Genomic DNA, 19,233 nt, shown 5'->3' with positions numbered 1-19,233 from the left:
GCGCCGCGCTGTCGCGGACCCGGAGTCTGTCGTTCAAACCCCCGGATACGTCCGGCGCATTCGATGTTCTCCAACGGTCGGTCGCGTGCCGGCATGCGTGCGCCAGGTCTCGTTGGTCCGGGGTTGGTCTAAGTCAGCTGGATCAGTCCGTCCAACGATAAGCCTTCGCCGAAGCAGTCACTGATCTGCGTATCGGCGTTGTTCTCGCCGACGCTTGCCGCGGCGTGCGTGCGCTGTCGACGTTGCCGATCTCGCCGATGACATCCGGACGCCGACGCTGACTGCCGCGCGCTTCGAAACCGGCACGTTCGAAACGGACTGTCAGGCTGTCAACGCGCTTGGCGAGCAAGGCGTCGCTGGTTGTCTGGACGTGAGGGATCGAGGCCTCGGGGTCGTCCTTCGGCTCGGACCTCATGTAGCGGGTGCTCCCTGTGCATCCAAGCCGGAATAGCGGCGGAGCGCGCGACGCGGGTGTCTGGCGATGGAGCGTCGCGCTTCGGGCCGAGATTGATGTTGCTTGCGGGCTGGCGCTTCTACGTCTCGCGGTCGCCCCGATTGATTCGGGCATGAATACGTTCAATTCCTTCGCACCGTCGTTGCGTTCGTCATCGGCCTGCGCCGTCTTGCCGTCGCCCCGGCGTGTTCAGGACCAGCGATCGCGGGTTCGCGATCCCGAGACACCGGGCGAGCCTGCGCCTGACCGAATGCACGTCTTCATGCTGCATCGCGGCAGCTTCCGGAGGCCGTATTAAGTCTGGATATTATCGGTTGAGAATAATCTCAAAATGTCTACATGCACTATTTTTTTGTGATCGGGTTCCGCAGTTTTGCCCCTAGTTTCTAGTCGACTATCTGCGAAACGCGTGCGACATCCGGTGTGCACTCCATCACGCACTGTCCGTCGCCGCCCGACGATCAATCTCGAACGTGCATGAGGTGTATATGGCCAGTACTGCGACGGTGGTGGTGAAGGCGACGGGCGTTTCGCGCGAAGTTTCGATCCAGGAACCGATCCTGCTCGACGCGGCGTCCACGGTGACATTGGAGCTCGACCCGGACCAGGTCCGCACCATTTCCCGCGGAGGGGCAGGCGGTCTGGACCTGGTGGTGGTCCTGACGGACGGCACCCAGATCGTCATTGCGAACTACTTCGCAGGGGAGGCCGGCGGCGAGACCAGCGAGCTGGTGCTGCGCGACCACAACAATGCGCTGTGGTGGCTGCGTGTGGACCCGGAGACCGGCGGGTTCCTGCTGGTCGGGGACGAGACCATTCCGGTGGCGTCCGCTCTCGCGGCGTCGTCGGCCGATGGCGCGACGGCTGCGGCTGCCGAGGCAGCTGCCGGCTCGGGCGGATCGAAGCTCGGAATCGGTCTCGGCCTGGGCGCGCTGGCAATCGGCGCGGCTGCTGCCGGAGGCGGGGGAGGAGGGGGTAACGGTGGCGGCGGCGGGTCAGCGCCGCCTACGCCCCCACCGCCGCCGCCGGTGGACACCACACCTCCCGCACCACCGACCGCGCAGTTCGATGCTGCAGGCGCCACGCTGCGGGGAACTGCGGAGGCTGGTTCCACCGTCAACGTCTATGACGCTGGCGGCGCGCTGCTGGGGACTGCCGTCGCAGGGGCCAATGGCGCGTATACGATCAGTTTCAATCCACCTCTGACAGCGGGCCAGGCGCTGACGGTGACCGCTACCGATGCGGCCGGCAACGTCTCCGCCCCGACTGCGGTCACCGCCCCCGACCTGACCGACGACGAGGCGCCCAACGCCCCGAATGCGGTGATCACCGCAGCCGGCGATGCGGTGAACGGCACCGCCGAACCCGGCGCCACCGTCAACGTCTACGACGCCAACGGCAATCTGCTGGGCAGTGCGGTGGCCGGCCCCGACGGCCGATACACGATTCCCCTCGTCCCGCCGCTGGTCGCTGGCGAAACCGTCACCGTGACCGCGACCGACGCCGCGGGCAATGAATCCGCGCCGACAACTCTGTCCGCGCCGGACTTCACCGATAACCAGGCGCCCGAACCGCCGACGGCCGTGATCAGTGAGGCAGGCGATGCGATCAGTGGCACCGCCGAAGTCGGCGCAACGGTCAACGCCTTCGATGCGGCCGGGAATGTGCTCGGTACGGCCGTCGCCGGTACCGATGGCCGCTACATCATCGCTCTGTCGCCGCCTCTGACCGCGGGCGAAACCGTGACCGTGACCGCGACCGACGCGGTCGGCAACGAATCGGCGGAAACGACGGTGATTGCGCCGGACCTGACCGACACCACCGCGCCGGATGCGCCGACCGCGGTGATCAATGCCGCTGGCGATTCGGTCAGCGGCACGGCCGAGGTCGGTGCGACGGTCAATGTCTACGACGCCGGCGGCGACATCATCGGCACCGGCAGGGCCGGCACCGATGGCCGCTACACCATCGGTCTGTCGCCCGCGTTGACCGCGGGCGAGATCGTCACCGTGACCGCGACCGATGCGGTCGGCAACGAGTCGCCGCCGGTGACAGTGGTGGCACCGGATCTGAGCGACGTGACGGCGCCGGACGCACCGACCGCGGCGATCAGCGCAGCGGGCGATTCGGTCAGCGGCACGGCCGAGGTCGGCGCCACCGTCAATGTCTATGACGCGGATGGCGGAATCATCGGCTCAGGTGTCGCCGGCACGGGAGGCCGCTACACCATCGTGCTCGCGCCTGCCCTGGTGGCGGGCGAAATCGTGAGCGTGACGGCGACCGATGCCGCCGGCAACGAATCCGCGGAGACCCTGGCGACTGCGCCGGACCTGTCGGATACCTCCGCGCCGGATTCGCCGACTGCGGAGATCAATGCCACGGGCGATACGGTCAGCGGCACCGCCGAGGCGGGCACGACCGTCAATGTCTACAGCGCAGCTGGCGTCGTGCTGGGCAGTCAGCTGGTGGGAGGCGACGGCCAGTATTCAATCACGCTCGACCCGCCGCTCACCGCAGGCGAGCAGTTGTCGGTGACCGCCACCGACGCAGGTGGGCTCGAGTCCTATCCGACGACGCTCTTCGCACCGGACCTCTCCGATACCGACGCGCCGGATGCGCCGACCGCCGTGATCAGCGCCGCGGGTGACGCGGTCAGCGGCGTGGCCGAGCCCGGTACCACCGTCAATGTGCTCGGCCCGGACGGCACGTCGCTGGGCGCGACCGTCGCCGGCACCGATGGTCGTTACACGATTCCGCTTTCGCCCCCGCTGACGGCGGGCGAAGCATTGACAGTGACCGCAACCGATGCGGCCGGCAACGTGTCCGACCCGACCGCGCTGTTCGCGCCGGACCTCTCCGACACCGATGCGCCGGATGCGCCGACTGCCGTGATCAGTCCCGGCGGCGACGCGGTCAGCGGTGTGGCCGAGGCCGGTACGACCGTGAACGTGCTGGGGCCGGACGGCACATCGCTGGGCGCGATCGTGGCCGGTACGGATGGTCGTTACACGATTACGCTGGCCCCTCCGCTGACGGCGGGCGAAGCGCTGACGGTGACCGCGACCGATGCGGCCGGCAACGTCTCTGATCCGACCGCGCTGTTCGCACCCGACCTGTCCGACACCGAAGCGCCGGCGGCGCCGTCTGCCGTGATCAACGACGCAGGCGATACTGTCACCGGCATCGCGGAAGCCGGCGCTACCGTGACCGTCTACAACGCGGCCGGTAATCCGCTGGGCACCGATGTGGCCGGCACCGACGGCCGGTACACGATCACGCTGACGCCGGCCCTGACGGCAGGCGAGGCGCTGACCGTGACCGCACGCGACGGTGCGGGCAACGAGTCCGGTCCGACCGCGTTGAATGCGCCGGTGGTGATCGATGACGACGCACCGGACGCGCCGACGGCCGTGATCAGCGCTGCGGGCGACAGCGTCAGCGGCCAGGCCGAACCGGGCTCGACGGTCACGGTCTACGGGCCCGGTGGCATGTCCATCGGCAGTGTCGTGGCGGGCGGCGATGGCAGCTTCGTCATCCCGCTGTCGCCCGCTCTGGTCGCGGGCGAAACGGTGACGGTGACGGCGACCGATCCCGCGGGCAACGAGTCCGCGCCGGCCACCCTGGTGGCACCGGACCTGTCGGACAACGTGGCGCCCGAGCCGCCGACCGCGGTGATCGGCCCGGACGGTGACGTCTTGACCGGCACGACCGAGCCCGATGCAAGGGTGACGCTCTACGACGCGAATGGCGGCGTCCTCTACATCGTCGTGGCCGGCGCTAGCGGCGAGTTCACCATCCTGCTCAATCCACCCCTGATCGCCGGGGAAGCCTTGTCGGTGACGGCGACCGATGCGGCGGGCAACCAGTCCGGCGCAACGCTGCTGACCGCACCCGACCTCACCGACACCACGGCGCCGGATGCGCCGGTCGCCGTGATCAGTGCGGCCGGCGATTCGGTCAGCGGCACGGCCGAGGCAGGTTCGACGGTCAACGTCTACGACGCCGGCGGCGCTGTCATCGGCACCGAGGTCGCCGGCACCGACGGTCGTTACACCATCGCGCTTTCGCCGGCGCTGACCGAGGGCGAAACCGTAACGGTGACCGCCACCGATGCGGCCGGCAACGTCTCCGCACCGACGACATTGATCGCACCGGACCTGACGGACACCACCGCGCCGGACGCACCGGTCGCCGTGATCAGTGCAACAGGCGATGCGGTCAGCGGTACCGCCGAGATCGGCGCGCGGGTCAACGTCATCGATGCCGGCGGCAATATCATCGGCACGGCGGTCGCCGCGACCGATGGCCGCTACAGCATCGATCTCGTGCCGCCGCTGACCGCAGGCGAGAACGTCACCGTGACCGCGACCGACGCGGTCGGCAACGAATCCGCCCCGACGAGCCTGACGGCGCCGAATCTGACGGATACCACTGCGCCGGACGCACCGGTTGCGGTGATCAGTGCGGCAGGTGACGCCGTCAGTGGTACGGCCGAGATCGGGGCAAGAGTCAACGTCATCGACGCGGACGGAACGGTCATCGGCACAGTGGTCGTCGGCACCGATGGCCGCTACGCCATCGAGCTCGTGCCACCGTTGATCGCGGGTGAGACCGTGACCGTGACCGCGACCGATGCGGTGGGCAACGTGTCCCTGCCGACGACACTGATCGCACCGGACCTGAGCGACACCACCGCGCCCGAAGCGCCGACCGGCTTGATCAGCGCGACGGGCGATTCGATCAGTGGCACGGCGGAGGCGGGGGCGACGGTCAACGTCTACGGCGCCGATGGCACGCGCGTCGCAACGGGGGTGGCCGGAGGAGATGGCCGCTACACCATCGAACTCGTGCCGCCGCTGATCGCGGGGGAAACCGTGACGGTGACGGCGACCGACGCCGCCAGTAATGAATCGCCGGCCACCACCGTGCTCGCGCCTGACCTGAGCGATACCACCGCGCCGGATGCGCCGGTCGGCGTGATCACCGCAGCGGGCGATGCGGTCAGTGGTACGGCCGAAATCGGTGCACGCGTCAACGTTATCGTGGACGGCTCGGTCGTCGGAACAGCGCTCGTCGGCACCGATGGCCGCTACACCGTCAACCTTGCACCGCCGCTCACCGCGGGTGAGACCGTCACGGTGACCGCGACCGACGCGGCCGGCAATACATCGCTGCCGACGACGCTGTTCGCGCCGGACCTCACCGACATCGTCGCGCCGGACGCACCGACTGCGGCGATCAGCGCGGCAGGCGATTCCGTCAGTGGTACGGCCGAAGTGGGCGCGCGGATCAACGTCTACGATGCTGATGACGTTCTCATCGCGACAGGCCTGGCCGGCACCGATGGCCGCTACACCATCACGCTCGCACCTGCTCTGGTGGCGGGCGAAATCGTGAGCGTGACGGCGACCGATGCCGCCGGCAACGAATCCGCGGAGACCCTGGCGACGGCGCCGGACCTGTCGGATACCTCCGCGCCGGATTCGCCGACTGCGGAGATCAATGCCACGGGCGATACGGTCAGCGGGACCGCCGAGGCGGGCACGACCGTCAATGTCTACAGCGCGGCTGGCGTTGTGCTGGGCAGTCAGCTGGTGGGAGGCGACGGCCAGTATTCGATCACGCTCAGTCCGCCGCTCACCGCAGGCGAGCAGTTGTCGGTGACCGCCACCGATGCAGGTGGGCTCGAGTCCTATCCGACGACGCTCTTCGCGCCGGACCTCTCCGATACCGAAGCACCGGATGCACCCACCGCCGTGATCAGCGCCGCCGGTGACGCGGTCAGTGGTGTGGCCGAGGCCGGCACGACCGTGAACGTACTGGGCCCGGACGGCATCTCGCTGGGCGCGACCGTCGCCGGTACCGATGGCCGCTACACGATTCCGCTTTCACCGCCGCTGACGGCGGGCGAGGCGCTGACGGTGACCGCGACCGATGCGGCCGGCAACGTCTCCGCCCCGACCGCGCTGTTCGCGCCGGACCTCTCCGATACCGATGCGCCTGCAGCGCCGAGCGCCGTGATCAGCGCCGCCGGTGATGCGGTCAGCGGCGTCGCCGAAGCCGGCACGACGGTGAACGTGCTGGGCCCGGACGGCACGTCGCTGGGCGCGATCGTGGCCGGCACCGATGGTCGCTACACGATTCCGCTGACACCCCCCCTGACGGCGGGTGAAGCGCTGACTGTGACCGCGACCGACGCGGCCGGCAACGTCTCCGATCCAACCGCGCTGTTCGCGCCCGACCTGTCCGATACCGAAGCACCGGCGGCGCCGTCCGCGGTGATCAGTGCCGGTGGTGACGCGGTCAGCGGCGTGGCCGAGGTCGGCTCGACGGTGACCGTGCTGGGCCCGGACGGCACGCCGCTGGGCTCGATCGTGGCCGGTACCGACGGTCGCTATACGATTCCGCTGGCACCGCCGCTGACGGCGGGCGAGGCATTGACGGTGACCGCGACCGATGCGGCCGGCAACGTCTCCGATCCGACCGCGCTGTTCGCGCCCGACCTGTCCGATACCGTTGCGCCCGCGCCGCCAAGCGCCGTGATCAGTGCGGCTGGCGACGCCGTCAGTGGTCTGGCCGAGGCAGGCTCGACCGTGACCGTGCGCAACGCGGATGGAATCGCGTTGGGATCGATCATCGCCGGCACCGACGGTCGCTATTCGATTGCGCTCACGCCGCCGCTGACGGCGGGTGAAGCGCTGACCGTGACCGCGACCGATGCGGCCGGCAATGTCTCCGATCCGACCGCACTGTTTGCGCCCGACCTGGGTGACACCGAAGCCCCGGATGCCCCCAGCGCGGTGATCAGCGCCGGCGGCGACGAGGTCAGTGGTGTGGCCGAGATCGGCTCGACAGTGACCGTGCGCGACGCGGACGGTGTCTCGCTGGGGACGGCCGTGGCCGGCACCGATGGCCGCTACGCGATCACGCTGACGCCGCCGTTGACGGCGGGTGAAGCGCTCACCGTGACCGCGACCGACGCGGCGGGCAATGTGTCCGTTCCGACATCGCTCTTCGCGCCCGATATCCCGGATGTCCCGGTTCTCGAGGCCTTCGACAATCTGGTCAGCGGTCAGATCGCCATCATTCCCACGGCGGCCGCCATCGCGCCCTCGAGCGTGAGCTATCTCGTCGGCGTTTCGCTCGGGCTCGCAGGACTGGATCTCCAGGCCACCGTTCTCGGCAGGCCGACGTTGGAGTTCCAGATCCAGCCCGATCACGGGCGCGATCTGACCTTCACCTATGGCGGGCTGCTGGACGTCAGCCTGCTCGGCAACTACCGCGTCGTCATCCAGCAGTGGAATGCGCAGACCGGCCGCTGGACCCCCGTCGACGGATCACCCGGCGAGGCGACCATCCTGTCGCTCGGACTGCTCAGCGGCGGCAGCATCGGTGTCGAGCAGACACTGGGTGAAGGCCAGTACCGCGCATTCCTGTCGAACGATGGGGTCGGGGTCTCCCTGCTGACGACGCTGGGTGTGTCGGGCATCGACTACGACTACACCGACATCCAGGGCTACGAAGCGATCGCAGTGAGCGGCAACGTGATCACCGATGCCAATGGATCGGGAGAGGTCGACCAGGTCACCGCTACGACCATCGTCCAGAGTGTGGAGGGCACCACGATTGCCGCTGGCGGTACGCCAGTGACGGGTCTGTACGGCACGCTCACCATCGATCAGAACGGCGCGTACACCTATCAGCCGAACGTATCCGGGACCAACATCGGACAGGTCGACCAGTTCACGTACACGGTGTTCGATCCGGTCACCAACCAGTCCGCCACGGCGACGCTGTACGTGCGGATCGACAGCGGCAACGTCGAGCTGGTCTGGGATGATGCGAATCCGGGCGCGCCCGCGACCTTCGATTTCGCCGCCTCGGACGATGGCGCCGCGGCGGCGGTGAATTTCATCAACGTCACCGATGACTTCTTCAACGCGAACGCCGACCTCGTGCTGAGCGTGCTCAGTCCGACGCGGACCTTCAACAGCGCAGCCTTCAACGTGACCGACAACATGGCGTTGTCGGGTACGGCGACGACGAGTCTGCTGGTGTCGGCACTGGCGAACGGCTCTCTGGCCGTCCAGCAGCAGACATCCACCGGCGCGTGGACGAACGTCTTTGTCCAGAACTACAGCGTTGTCCTCGGCGTCACTGGCACGGTCGCTTCGATCGATCTCGCATCGCTGGATCTGGGGCCCGGCACCTACCGGTTCCAGGCCCGGGCTGGCGGTGTCCTTGGCGCGAGCACAAGCGTGCGCATCGATGTCGATGTCACGTATCTCGACCAGTACGAAGTCGCGGACGTGGCGGGGGCGACGGGCAATCTCCTCGCCAACGATGTGCTGGGCTCGAGCTTCACCCAGCTCCAGATCTTCGACAGCGCAAGCGGTGCGTACGTGGATGTCGCTGCCGGCGGATCGGTCACGGTGCGAGGTGATTTCGGCACGCTCACGGTCAGTGCGGGCGGCGGCTACACCTATACGCCGGATGGCGATGGCGACACGCCGCATTTCACCGATGCGATCCAGGACACCTTCGGTTATCGCCTGGTGCATCCCACCGGACAGACGGACGAGGGTTCGCTGGTCGTCACGATCGAGCCCACCGGCGCGGGCGTCGACAGCGTGGTCAACCTCTACGACCTGGACGCGCTTGCGATGGACGACGCAGGTGCAGACGCCGGCGTCGCCGAGGCGGCCAACGACTACGACATGTCGACGCTGCTGGCCGATACCGGGACGGATGCCCCCCTGCTGGTCCGCGGCGAAGGCGACACGGTTTTCGCATTGGACGCCTCGACGCCGGCATTCGCCGAGCGTCTGCCGCAGGACGTCGACTACGGTGCGCCGTTGCGCCAGGAAGAAGACATGGATGTCCTGCTGTCGCAATCGACGGTCAGTGCGCTGTGACCGCGCCGTCCGGCAGATGTCGCGTTGCCCGGCCCACATCCGGTGTCCGGACCGGCCTCGAAACGGGCCGGTCGTCGGACGCACGGGTGCTGAGGCGCCCGGATCGATGGAGGTCTGATTGACGGCCGCGCATGTGTGCAGATGGGGCGTGTTCGCCTGTGTCCTGTTGGCGACGCAGGCCAGTGCAAGTGGGGTGTCGCTTCGCCCGGTCGTGGCACCGGAGACGGGCCCTGCCTTGCTTCGGGCCGCCCCTGACGGGCGTCGCGGGCACCCACCCGGTTGGCAGGCGGATGCCCCCACGTCCGATGCCGGCCCCGCGCTGGATTGGCGGGACACCGTGCAGCGTGCGGTCGCGGGCTATCCCGCGATCGCGGGCGCCCGCTCGTCCATCGACCAGCAGGCAAGCCTGGTCGAGGCGGCGCGTGCCGGCTACCGGCCGCGTGTGCAGGCGGAGGTCACCAACGGTCAACAGGGTGAGTTCGGCACCGGACAGGTCGCGACCGTGGGGCTGTCGCAGATGCTCTACGACTTCGGCAAGACCGGCAGCGCCGTGGCCCGCGAACGGGCGGGCGAGGAACGGGAGCGTGCCGCCTTGCGGCTTGCGATCGATGAGGTGATCGAACAGACCGTCCACGCGATGATCGAGATCCATCGCCATCAGGCGCTGCACGACACGCTGACGACGCAGATCGGCGCACTCGAAGGCGTGGAGGAAATCACCCGTCTGCGTGCCGAAGCCGGCGCGGCGACGCGCAGCGATCCCTTGCAGGCGCGTGCGCGTGTCGAGGCCGTGCAGGCCCGGCTGTTCGCCGCCCGTTCGCAGATCGCGCAATGGCGGAGTCGCCTCGAAACCTATGTCGGGCCGGAGGCGATGCGGCCGATCCCGGACATGCCGGACGGCCTGGTGGACACGGCGCCGTCCGACGTGGATGTGGACCAGCTGCCGGCGCTGCAGATCGCGCGGGCCCGGCGCGAGGAAGCGCAGGCGCTGTTGCGCAACGCGCGCGCACAGCGTTATCCCACGATCAGCCTCGAAGCGAGCGCGAACCACCGGCTGGGCACAGCGGGCGAACGGTACGAAGACCTGTACGGGCGGCGGACCTACAGCAATGCGCTGGTGGCCGTACGCAGCGATCTCTACCAGGGCGGCGCGGTGGCGTCCCAGGCGCGCGCCAGCGCGAGCGCGCTGGAGGTCGCCGAGGAGCAGCTGCGCACCGAGCGCCTGCTGGCGCTCGACGCCGTGCGCGTGCAGCGCGAACAGATCGCAGGTCTGGAAAACCGGATCGATGTCCTGGAGCGGCGGGTGGCGAGCATCGTCGAAACCCGCGCGCTGTACTGGGACCAGTACCTGTCCCTGGGCACGCGCAATGTGCTGGACCTGCTCAACGCCGAGCAGGAAATCGGCCAGTCCGCGGAAGATCTCGAGAATGCACGTCACGACCTGTGGCGTGCCCGCCTGGCCTATCTGCTGGCGAGCGGCGCCGCCCGTACCGCGTTCGGACTCGACGCCGCGGCATCCCATACCGCGATGTCGGATCGCATCGGAGTCCAGCCATGACGAACCCGCAGTCGACCGCGCTCTCCGCGCATTTGCCGTGGCTGGACGCGCTGCTCGCGGTCGCCCGCCACTACCGCGTGGACGGTTCGCAGGAGCGCGTGCACGTCGAAGCGGAGTGGCGCGCACGCGATGGTGCGCTGGACGACGTGATCGACCACATGGCCCGGCAGCTGGGGCTGGTCGCCGTCTTCGACCGCATCGTGCCCGGCATGCTGGATCCCTGGCGTTTGCCGATGATCGTCGACCTGGGCGATGGCCTGGTCGGCGTGATCGAGCAGATCGATGCCGACGGGCGCGTCAGTGTGCGGCTGAGCGGCGAGCGTGGACTGGTGACCGTCCTCGCGCAGGACGACCTCCTGGGTCGGGCGCGGCGCGTACTGCTGGTCAAGCCGCAGTCCGCGGTGCCGGACGCCCGCGTGGACGAATACATCAAGCCGTGGCAGTCGGACTGGTTGCTCAAGGCGGCGTTGAAGGAATGGCCGCGCTATCTCGACGTGATGCTCGCATCGTCGGTGGCCAACGTGCTCACGCTGGCTGCGATGCTGTTCACCATGCAGGTGTACGACCGGGTCATTCCGGCGCAGTCGACCCCCACGCTGTGGGTGCTGTTCGGCGGCTTGCTGATCGCGCTGAGCTTCGCGTTCCTGATGCGCGTACTGCGCACGCACATCTCGGATCTGGTGGGGCGGCGTGCGGACCTGCGGATTTCCGATCGGGTGTTCGGCCATGCACTGCGGATCCGCAACGATGCGCGGCCGAAGTCGACCGGCAGTTTCGTCGCCCAGCTGCGCGAGCTCGAACAGATCCGCGAACTCACCACTTCGACCACCATCGGCGCGATCTCCGATCTGCCGTTCTTCGTGCTCTTCCTGGGCGTGATCTGGATGATCGGCGGGCATCTGGTCCTGGTGCCGCTGGCCGCCCTGCCGGTCCTGCTGATCCCCGGGCTGCTGGCGCAGCGGCCGCTGGCCCGACTGTCGCGGGAAGGCATGCGCGAGTCCTCGATCCGCAGCGCCATGCTGGTCGAGACCGTCCAGAACATGGACGACATCAAGCTGCTGCGGGCCGAGCCGCGGTTCCAGAACCAGTGGAACCATCTCAACGAGACGACCGCCAGCGTGGGCATGCGCACCCGGCGCCTGACCGGCGTGCTCAACGCATGGACCCAGGAGGTGCAGCAGCTGGTCTACACCTGCGTGGTGCTGGTGGGCGCTTACGCGGTCATGGCCGGCGAGCTGTCGGTCGGTGTGCTCGTCGCCAGTTCGATGCTGGCCTCGCGCATGGTGGCGCCGCTGGGGCAGATGACCGGCGTCATGGTGCGCTGGCAGCAGGCGAAGGTCGCGCGCGAGGGACTTGACGAGCTGATGAAGCGTCCCGTCGACCAGCCAGAACGCAGCGTGCGCGTGCATCGACCGGCGCTGCGTGGTGCCTACGCGCTCAAGGACGTGCGGTTCGGCTACGAGGATGCCTCGCGGCCCGTGCTCGAGGTCAAGCAGCTGCAGATCGCGGCAGGCGAGAAGATCGCCTTGCTGGGTCGCAACGGCGCCGGCAAGTCCACCCTGCTGCAGTTGCTGGCGGGCATGCAGTTTCCGCAGGCCGGCCAGGTCCTGCTGGACGACGTGAAGACTTCGGTCCTCGATCCGATGGACGTCCGCCGCGACATCGCGCTGCTCAACCAGCAGGCCAGCCTGTTCTTCGGTTCGCTGCGCGAGAACCTGACCATGGGCATGCCGCACGCCAACGACGACGATCTGCTGCGGGCGCTGACCCACAGCGGCGCCGATGCCGTGGTCCGCGCCTTGCCCGAAGGGCTCGACTACATGATCCAGGAGGGCGGTCGCGGCCTGTCGGGCGGCCAGCGGCAGATGCTGCTGCTGGCCAGAACCCTGGTGCGCGCGCCCACGGTCCTGCTGCTCGACGAACCCACGGCCTGGCTGGACGAAGCCAGCGAAAGCCGCTTTATCGACAATCTGCAGGACTGGCTGGCGCCGCGCACGCTCGTGGTGGCGACCCATCGCCCGGCGGTGCTCAAGTGGGTGGATCGCGTGGTGGTCGTCGACGGGGGCAGGGTGGTGCGCGATGGCCCGAAGGACGAGGTGCTGGTGCGTCCGGCCGTGGCCCGCCCGCGGCGCGGTGTGCCCGCCGACCCGGGGCGACGGGCATGAGCCGGGAACTCGGTGACAGCCTGGGGCGGGATCGGGTGCCGGCGCCGCTGGCCTCGCGCGTGGTCTGGGCCACCGTGGCCTGCCTGTGTGCGCTGCTGGCGTGGGCCTCCGCATTCGAACTCGACGAGGTGACCACGGGAACCGGGCGCGTCGTGCCCACCTCGCGCGAACAGGTCGTGCAGTCGCTCGAAGGCGGCATCGTCGCCCAGCTGCACGTGCGCGAAGGCGACGTCGTGGAGCCGGGGCAGGTGCTGGTGCATCTCGACCCCACCCGTGCGGAGGCGACCGTCGAGGAAAGCGCATCGCGCATGCGCGCCGCGCTGGCGACCTCGGCGCGGCTCCAGGCGGAGGTGGGGGGCGAGGCCTTGGTGTTCCCGGCGCAGGTCCAGCACGACCCGCAGCTGGTCCAGGCGGAAACCGCGCTCTACCAGTCCCGACGCGAAAGCCTGCACGAAACCACGGCGGGCCTGAGCCGCGCCCTCGCGCTCGTCAACCAGGAAATCGGCCTGACCGCGCCGCTGGTGGCGCGCGGCGCAGCCAGCGATGTCGAACTGCTGCGCCTGCGTCGGCAGGCGAACGAACTGCAGAACAAGATCACCGACCTGCGCACGCAGTACCTCGTGACCGCGCGCGAGGAACTCGCGAACGCCAATGCACAGGTGCTCGAATTCCAGTCCGTGACCCGGGGGCGGACCGATGCGCTGCAGCGCTCGACGATCGTCTCGCCGGTCCGGGGCATCGTGAAGAACGTGGAGGTCACGACGGTAGGCGGTGTGGTTCCGCCGAATGGAAAGCTGCTGGAAATCGTGCCGCTGGACGACAAACTGCTGATCGAAGCCCGCGTGTCTCCGCGCGACGTCGCCTTCCTGCATCCCGGCCAGCGCGCCGTGGTGAAGATCACCGCCTACGACTACCACATCTACGGCGGACTCGAAGGCGAAGTGGCGATGATCTCGCCCGACACCATCCAGGACGAGGTCAAACCCGAGATCTATTACTACCGGGTCTTCGTCCGCACCGAGCGCGACCATCTGCTCAATGCCGCGGGGCGCGAGTTCCGCATCTTCCCCGGCATGGTGGCCACTGCCGACATCCATACCGGCAGCAAGACGATCATGAGCTACCTGATGAAGCCGCTGAACCGCGCCGGGGAAGCGTTGCGCGAGCGCTGAGGGTCGGGGCCGCGGCATCACGCCCGGATGGGGGCCTCCGACCACTGCGAGCGGCACCCGCGGCCATCGTCGTCAGGCGCCTCCCGGCCGGCAGCGGGGTCGCTGGTTGCGGTCTGCGGCTTGCGCTACCATTCGACGCATCCCGAACCAGCACCAGGTGGCCCGCAGAAATGCCGGCCGAGCGTGTGACATGAGCACTACCACCCTCCAGCGCTGATCGCTCGAAGGCCGCTTCCCGAAGGCGCCTTTGCGGCGCTTTTTTTATGGCTGCCCCGCAGCCGGCGGACCCGTCCCGTCCGCCACGACCTCCTCCCAGATTCCGGTTCCCATGATCACGATCACGCTCCCCGACGGCAGCCGCCGCGAATTCGAACAGCCCGTTTCCGTCCTCGAGGTCGCCCAGTCGATCGGCCCGGGCCTGGCCAAGGCCACCGTCGCCGGCAAGGTCGATGGCCGCCAAGTCGACGCGTCCGACGTCATCGATCACGACGCGACGCTGCAGATCCTGACCCCGAAGGACGCCGAAGGCGTCGAGATCATCCGCCACTCCTGCGCGCATCTCGTGGGCCATGCGGTGAAGCAGCTGTACCCGGACGCCAAGATGGTCATCGGCCCGGTGATCGACGACGGCTTCTACTACGACATCTACAGCGAGCGGCCGTTCACGCCCGAAGACATGGCGGCGATCGAGACGCGCATGGCCGAGCTGATCGACACCGAGTACGACGTCATCAAGAAGATGACGCCGCGCGCCGAGGTCATCGAAACGTTCAAGGCCCGCGGCGAGGACTACAAGCTGCGCCTGATCGACGACATGTCCGCCGACATCACCGAAATGGGCCTGTACCACCATCAGGAATACGTCGACATGTGCCGCGGCCCGCACGTGCCGAACACGCGGTTCCTCAAGGCGTTCAAGCTCACGCGCATCTCCGGTGCGTACTGGCGCGGCGATTCCAAGAACGAACAGCTGCAGCGCATCTACGGCACCGCGTGGGCGGATGCCAAGCAGCTCAAGGCCTATATCCAGCGCATCGAGGAAGCCGAGAAGCGCGACCACCGCCGCATCGGCAAGCAGCAGGAACTCTTCCATCTGCAGGAAGAGGCGCCGGGCCTGGTGTTCTGGCATCCGAAGGGCTGGGCGCTGTGGCAGGTCGTCGAGCAGCACATGCGCGGCGTCTATCGCGACAGCGGCTACGGCGAAGTGCGTTGCCCGCAGATCCTCGACGTGTCGTTGTGGCAGAAGTCCGGCCACTGGGACAACTACAAGGACAACATGTTCTTCACCGAGTCGGAGAAGCGCACCTACGCCGTCAAGCCGATGAACTGCCCGGGCCACGTGCAGATCTTCAACCAAGGCCTGCACAGTTACCGCGACCTGCCGATCCGCTACGGCGAGTTCGGCAGCTGCCATCGCAACGAGCCCTCGGGCGCGCTGCACGGCATCCTGCGCGTGCGCGGTTTCACCCAGGACGACGGCCACGTGTTCTGCACCGAGTCGCAGATCGAATCGGAAGTGACCGCGTTCCATCAGCAGGCGCTGGCGGTCTACACGCACTTCGGTTTCGACGACATCCAGATCAAGATCGCGCTGCGTCCGGAATCGCGTCTCGGCGACGACGCCACCTGGGACAAGGCCGAAGCCGCGCTGCGCAATGCGCTGTCGGCCTGCGGCGTCGCGTGGGAAGAACTGCCGGGCGAGGGCGCGTTCTACGGCCCGAAGATCGAATACCACCTCAAGGACGCGATCGGCCGCACCTGGCAGCTCGGCACGATGCAGGTCGATTTCATGATGCCCGGCCGCCTCGGCGCCGAGTATGTCGACGAGCACAGCCAGAAGCAGGTGCCGGTGATGCTGCACCGTGCGATCGTCGGTTCGATGGAGCGTTTCATCGGCATCCTGATCGAGCACCACGCCGGCGCATTCCCCGCCTGGCTGGCCCCGGTGCAGGCGGTGGTGATGAATATCACCGACGCCCAGGCCGATTTCGTGGAGACGGTTCGGAAAACCCTTGCAAATCAAGGAGTCCGGATCGAGGCCGATTTGCGGAACGAGAAGATCGGCTATAAGATCCGCGAGCACACGCTGCAGCGGGTGCCGTATCTGGTCGTGGTCGGAGACCGCGAGAAGGAAAACGGTGCGATTGCCGTGCGGACGCGGTCCGGGGAAGATCTGGGCACGATGTCCATCGACGACTTCGTTTCGCGCATCCGCGCGACGCCTGTGTCAGCATGAGTCCTTCACCGGCGCCGGTCCATCATGGATCGTGCCGGTCGCCCCGTTGGTTGGCGAGCCGGCGGTTTGTTCCATCTTGGAGATTGCAGTATTAGCACCCCTGACAAGCAGAATCGGCGTAACCAGGACATCCGCGTACCTCGCGTACGCGTGATCGGTTCCGACGGAGAAATGATTGGCGTCCTCTCGCGCGAAGATGCGCTGAAGGCTGCCGAGGAGGAAGGTCTCGACCTGGTCGAGATCCAGCCGAACGCGGATCCGCCGGTCTGCAAGATCATGGACTTCGGCAAGTTCAAGTTCGACCTGCAGAAGAAGGCGAACGAGGCCAAGAAGAAGACCAAGCAGCAAGAGATCAAGGAACTCAAGTTCCGGCCGGTCACCGATGAAGGTGACTACCAGATCAAACTGCGCAAGATGCGTGCCTTCCTCGAGGAAGGCGACAAGATCAAGGTCAACATCCGCTTCCGTGGTCGCGAGATGAGCCACCAGGAGCTGGGCCGCGAGATGGCGTTGCGCATCGAGGCCGACCTGGGCGAGGACATCGTCATCGAATCGCGCCCGCGCCTGGAAGGCCGGCAGATGGTGATGATGATTGCGCCGAAGAAAAAGACCTGATCCAGCCGACAGGCTGCGGTCCGGTCACGAAGAGGGCGCAGCCTGCGGGTTGCGCCTTTTTTCGTTTCCGGGGTCGCGCGGGCAGCGTATCGGGCCGCGGGGAGACTGCAGGCCGGTCGGGCCCGCGAAAGCGGGCTGCATGACCGTCGCCAAGCCGATGATTTGCAAGCCAAAGCCGCGCACGGCATAATGCGCGGCTCCCCGGTCCGCCGGGGTGGAAGATTCATCCAGGACCCGCCTGGATTCCCTCGTGGGATCAAAGGCTTAACACCGACATGGGCAGGACGGAAAGCGTGGCACCAGCCACCGCCCAGTCAGTACTCGTATCCCACAAGGACTCTCGCAATGCCCAAGATCAAGACGCACCGGGGTGCCGCCAAGCGGTTCCGGAAGACGGCGTCCGGCAAGTACAAGGCCGGCCACGCAAACCGCAGCCACATCCTCACGAAGAAGTCGACCAAGCGGAAGCGCGGTCTTCGTCAGACGAACCACATTCCGGCGTGTGATTCGGGTCGTCTCGACCGCATGCTGCCGTATCTCTGAGGAGGACTGAACCATGGCACGAGTCAAGCGGGGCGTCCAAGCACGCCGTCGTCACAAGAAGGTTCTCGGCCGCGCGAAGGGCTATTACAACGCCCGTCGCAAGGTCTTCCGCGTCGCCAAGCAGGCCGTCATCAAGGCCGGCCAGTACGCGTACATCGGTCGCAAGCTCAAGAAGCGCGATTTCCGTTCGCTGTGGATCACGCGTATCAACGCGGCCGCACGTCTGAACGGCATCAGCTACAGCCGCTTCATGAACGGTCTGCTCAAGGCCGGTATCACGCTGGACCGCAAGGTTCTGGCCGATATCGCGGTGCACGATGCCGCTGCCTTCTCCGCACTCGCCGACAAGGCGCGGGATGCGCTGGCGGCCTGAGGCTGCTGTCTCCACCGTAAAGCGGTACTACCGCCGGATCCGTCCGGCGGTCACGTGGGGAAGGGCGCAAGTCCTTCCCCATTGTTGTTTTCGGCACCCGAGCATTCCCGCGCCGGCCGTCGGCCGTGCCGCCTGCGGAATCCTCCACGACTGACGGGCTAGTAGTGCGATGAGCGAAATCGAATCTCTGTCGACCCGGGCACTTGCCGACATCGCCGCGGCGGATACGCCCGACGCGCTGGAAGCGTTGCGCGTCGGCCTGCTCGGCAAGAGCGGCAGCATCACCGCGCAGCTCAAGGCCCTGGGCGCATTGCCCGGTGACCAGCGCAAGGCGGCGGGTGAGGCGATCAACCGCGCGCGCGACGCGATCGGCGCGGCGCTCACGCAGCGCAAGACCGCACTCGACGATGCCGCCCTCGATGCGAAGCTGGCCTCCCAGACGCTCGATGTGACCTTGCCCGGGCGCGATGGCGTACGCGGCGGCGTGCATCCGATCAGCCGCACGCTCGAGCGCATCGCCGACATCTTCGGGCGCCTGGGCTACGAACTGGCCGACGGTCCCGAGATCGAGGACGACTGGCACAACTTCGAGGCGCTGAACTTCCCGCCGCACCATCCGGCGCGGGCGATGCACGACACGTTCTATTTCCCGCCCGACGGCGCGGGGATCGCGCGCCTGCTGCGCACGCATACCTCCGGCGTGCAGGTGCGCTACATGGGCGAGCACGCGCCGCCGCTGCGCATGATCGCGGCCGGCAAGGTGTACCGCTCCGACAGCGACCAGACGCATTCGCCGATGTTCCACCAGGTCGAAGGCCTTCTGGTCGACGAGCACGCAACATTCGCCGATCTCAAGGGCACGCTGAGCGAGTTCGTCCGCGCATTCTTCGAGCGCGACTTCGAAATGCGCTTCCGCCCGAGCTATTTCCCGTTCGTCGAACCCGGCGCCGAGGTCGACATCGCCTGGCAGCAGGCCGACGGCAGCACGCGCTGGCTCGAGGTCCTGGGCTGCGGCATGGTCCATCCGAACGTGCTCAAGGCCGTCGGCATCGACCCGGAGCGTTACACCGGTTTCGCCTTCGGCCTCGGCGTTGAGCGCTTCGCGATGCTGCGCTACGGCGTCGACGATCTGCGCGCGTTCTTCGACAACGATGTGCGCTTTCTCAGGCAGTTCGCCTGAGGGCAGTGATTGGTGATTCGTG

10 protein-coding genes are annotated in these 19,233 nt (G+C 67.6%); 9 read left to right on the top strand and 1 reads right to left on the bottom strand.

What is annotated here, in order from left to right; translation table 11 throughout:
* Nucleotides 1-142: 142 nt before the first annotated feature.
* Nucleotides 143-415, bottom strand: coding sequence for a hypothetical protein (locus AC3A5K_RS09400; protein ID WP_487617260.1), 273 nt, complete (start codon nucleotides 413-415; stop codon nucleotides 143-145).
* A gap of 527 nt (nucleotides 416-942) precedes the next feature.
* Here AC3A5K_RS09400 and AC3A5K_RS09395 point away from each other — a divergent pair.
* From AC3A5K_RS09395 to pheS, 9 genes are all read left to right on the top strand, one after another.
* On the top strand, nucleotides 943-9,369 hold the full coding sequence (locus AC3A5K_RS09395) for a BapA/Bap/LapF family large adhesin (RefSeq protein WP_487617259.1): 8,427 nt from the start codon (nucleotides 943-945) through the stop codon (nucleotides 9,367-9,369).
* 337 nt (nucleotides 9,370-9,706) lie between these two features.
* The gene (locus AC3A5K_RS09390) at nucleotides 9,707-10,927 is read left to right on the top strand and encodes a TolC family protein (protein ID WP_487617258.1); all 1,221 of its coding nucleotides are present in this window, start codon (nucleotides 9,707-9,709) and stop codon (nucleotides 10,925-10,927) included.
* Nucleotides 10,924-13,092 carry a type I secretion system permease/ATPase gene (locus tag AC3A5K_RS09385; protein WP_487617257.1) on the top strand — a complete coding sequence of 723 codons (2,169 nt, stop codon included), beginning with the start codon at nucleotides 10,924-10,926 and terminating at the stop codon, nucleotides 13,090-13,092. Before AC3A5K_RS09390 ends, AC3A5K_RS09385 begins: the two co-directional genes overlap by 4 nt.
* Entirely contained in the window at nucleotides 13,089-14,264 is a 1,176-nt protein-coding gene (locus AC3A5K_RS09380; RefSeq protein WP_487617256.1) for an HlyD family type I secretion periplasmic adaptor subunit, read from the top strand. Before AC3A5K_RS09385 ends, AC3A5K_RS09380 begins: the two co-directional genes overlap by 4 nt.
* 328 nt (nucleotides 14,265-14,592) lie before the next feature.
* On the top strand, nucleotides 14,593-16,500 hold the full coding sequence (gene thrS / locus AC3A5K_RS09375) for a threonine--tRNA ligase (RefSeq protein ID WP_487617255.1): 1,908 nt from the start codon (nucleotides 14,593-14,595) through the stop codon (nucleotides 16,498-16,500).
* A 24-nt stretch (nucleotides 16,501-16,524) separates the two neighbouring features.
* Complete coding sequence (gene infC / locus AC3A5K_RS09370) at nucleotides 16,525-17,115, top strand: translation initiation factor IF-3 (RefSeq protein ID WP_487617254.1); 591 nt, start codon at nucleotides 16,525-16,527, stop codon at nucleotides 17,113-17,115.
* A gap of 345 nt (nucleotides 17,116-17,460) precedes the next feature.
* Entirely contained in the window at nucleotides 17,461-17,658 is a 198-nt protein-coding gene (rpmI, locus tag AC3A5K_RS09365; protein ID WP_487617253.1) for a 50S ribosomal protein L35, read from the top strand.
* Between the two features lie 13 nt (nucleotides 17,659-17,671).
* Nucleotides 17,672-18,031, top strand: coding sequence for a 50S ribosomal protein L20 (rplT, locus tag AC3A5K_RS09360; RefSeq protein ID WP_487617252.1), 360 nt, complete (start codon nucleotides 17,672-17,674; stop codon nucleotides 18,029-18,031).
* A 169-nt stretch (nucleotides 18,032-18,200) separates the two neighbouring features.
* Complete coding sequence (pheS, locus tag AC3A5K_RS09355) at nucleotides 18,201-19,211, top strand: phenylalanine--tRNA ligase subunit alpha (RefSeq protein ID WP_487617251.1); 1,011 nt, start codon at nucleotides 18,201-18,203, stop codon at nucleotides 19,209-19,211.
* Nucleotides 19,212-19,233: the final 22 nt, after the last annotated feature.

The sequence above is a fragment of the Luteimonas sp. Soil_C_5 genome, assembly GCF_057656615.1.
The sequence above is the reverse complement of the archived record's forward strand: the minus strand, read 5'-3'. Positions and strand labels throughout refer to the sequence as shown.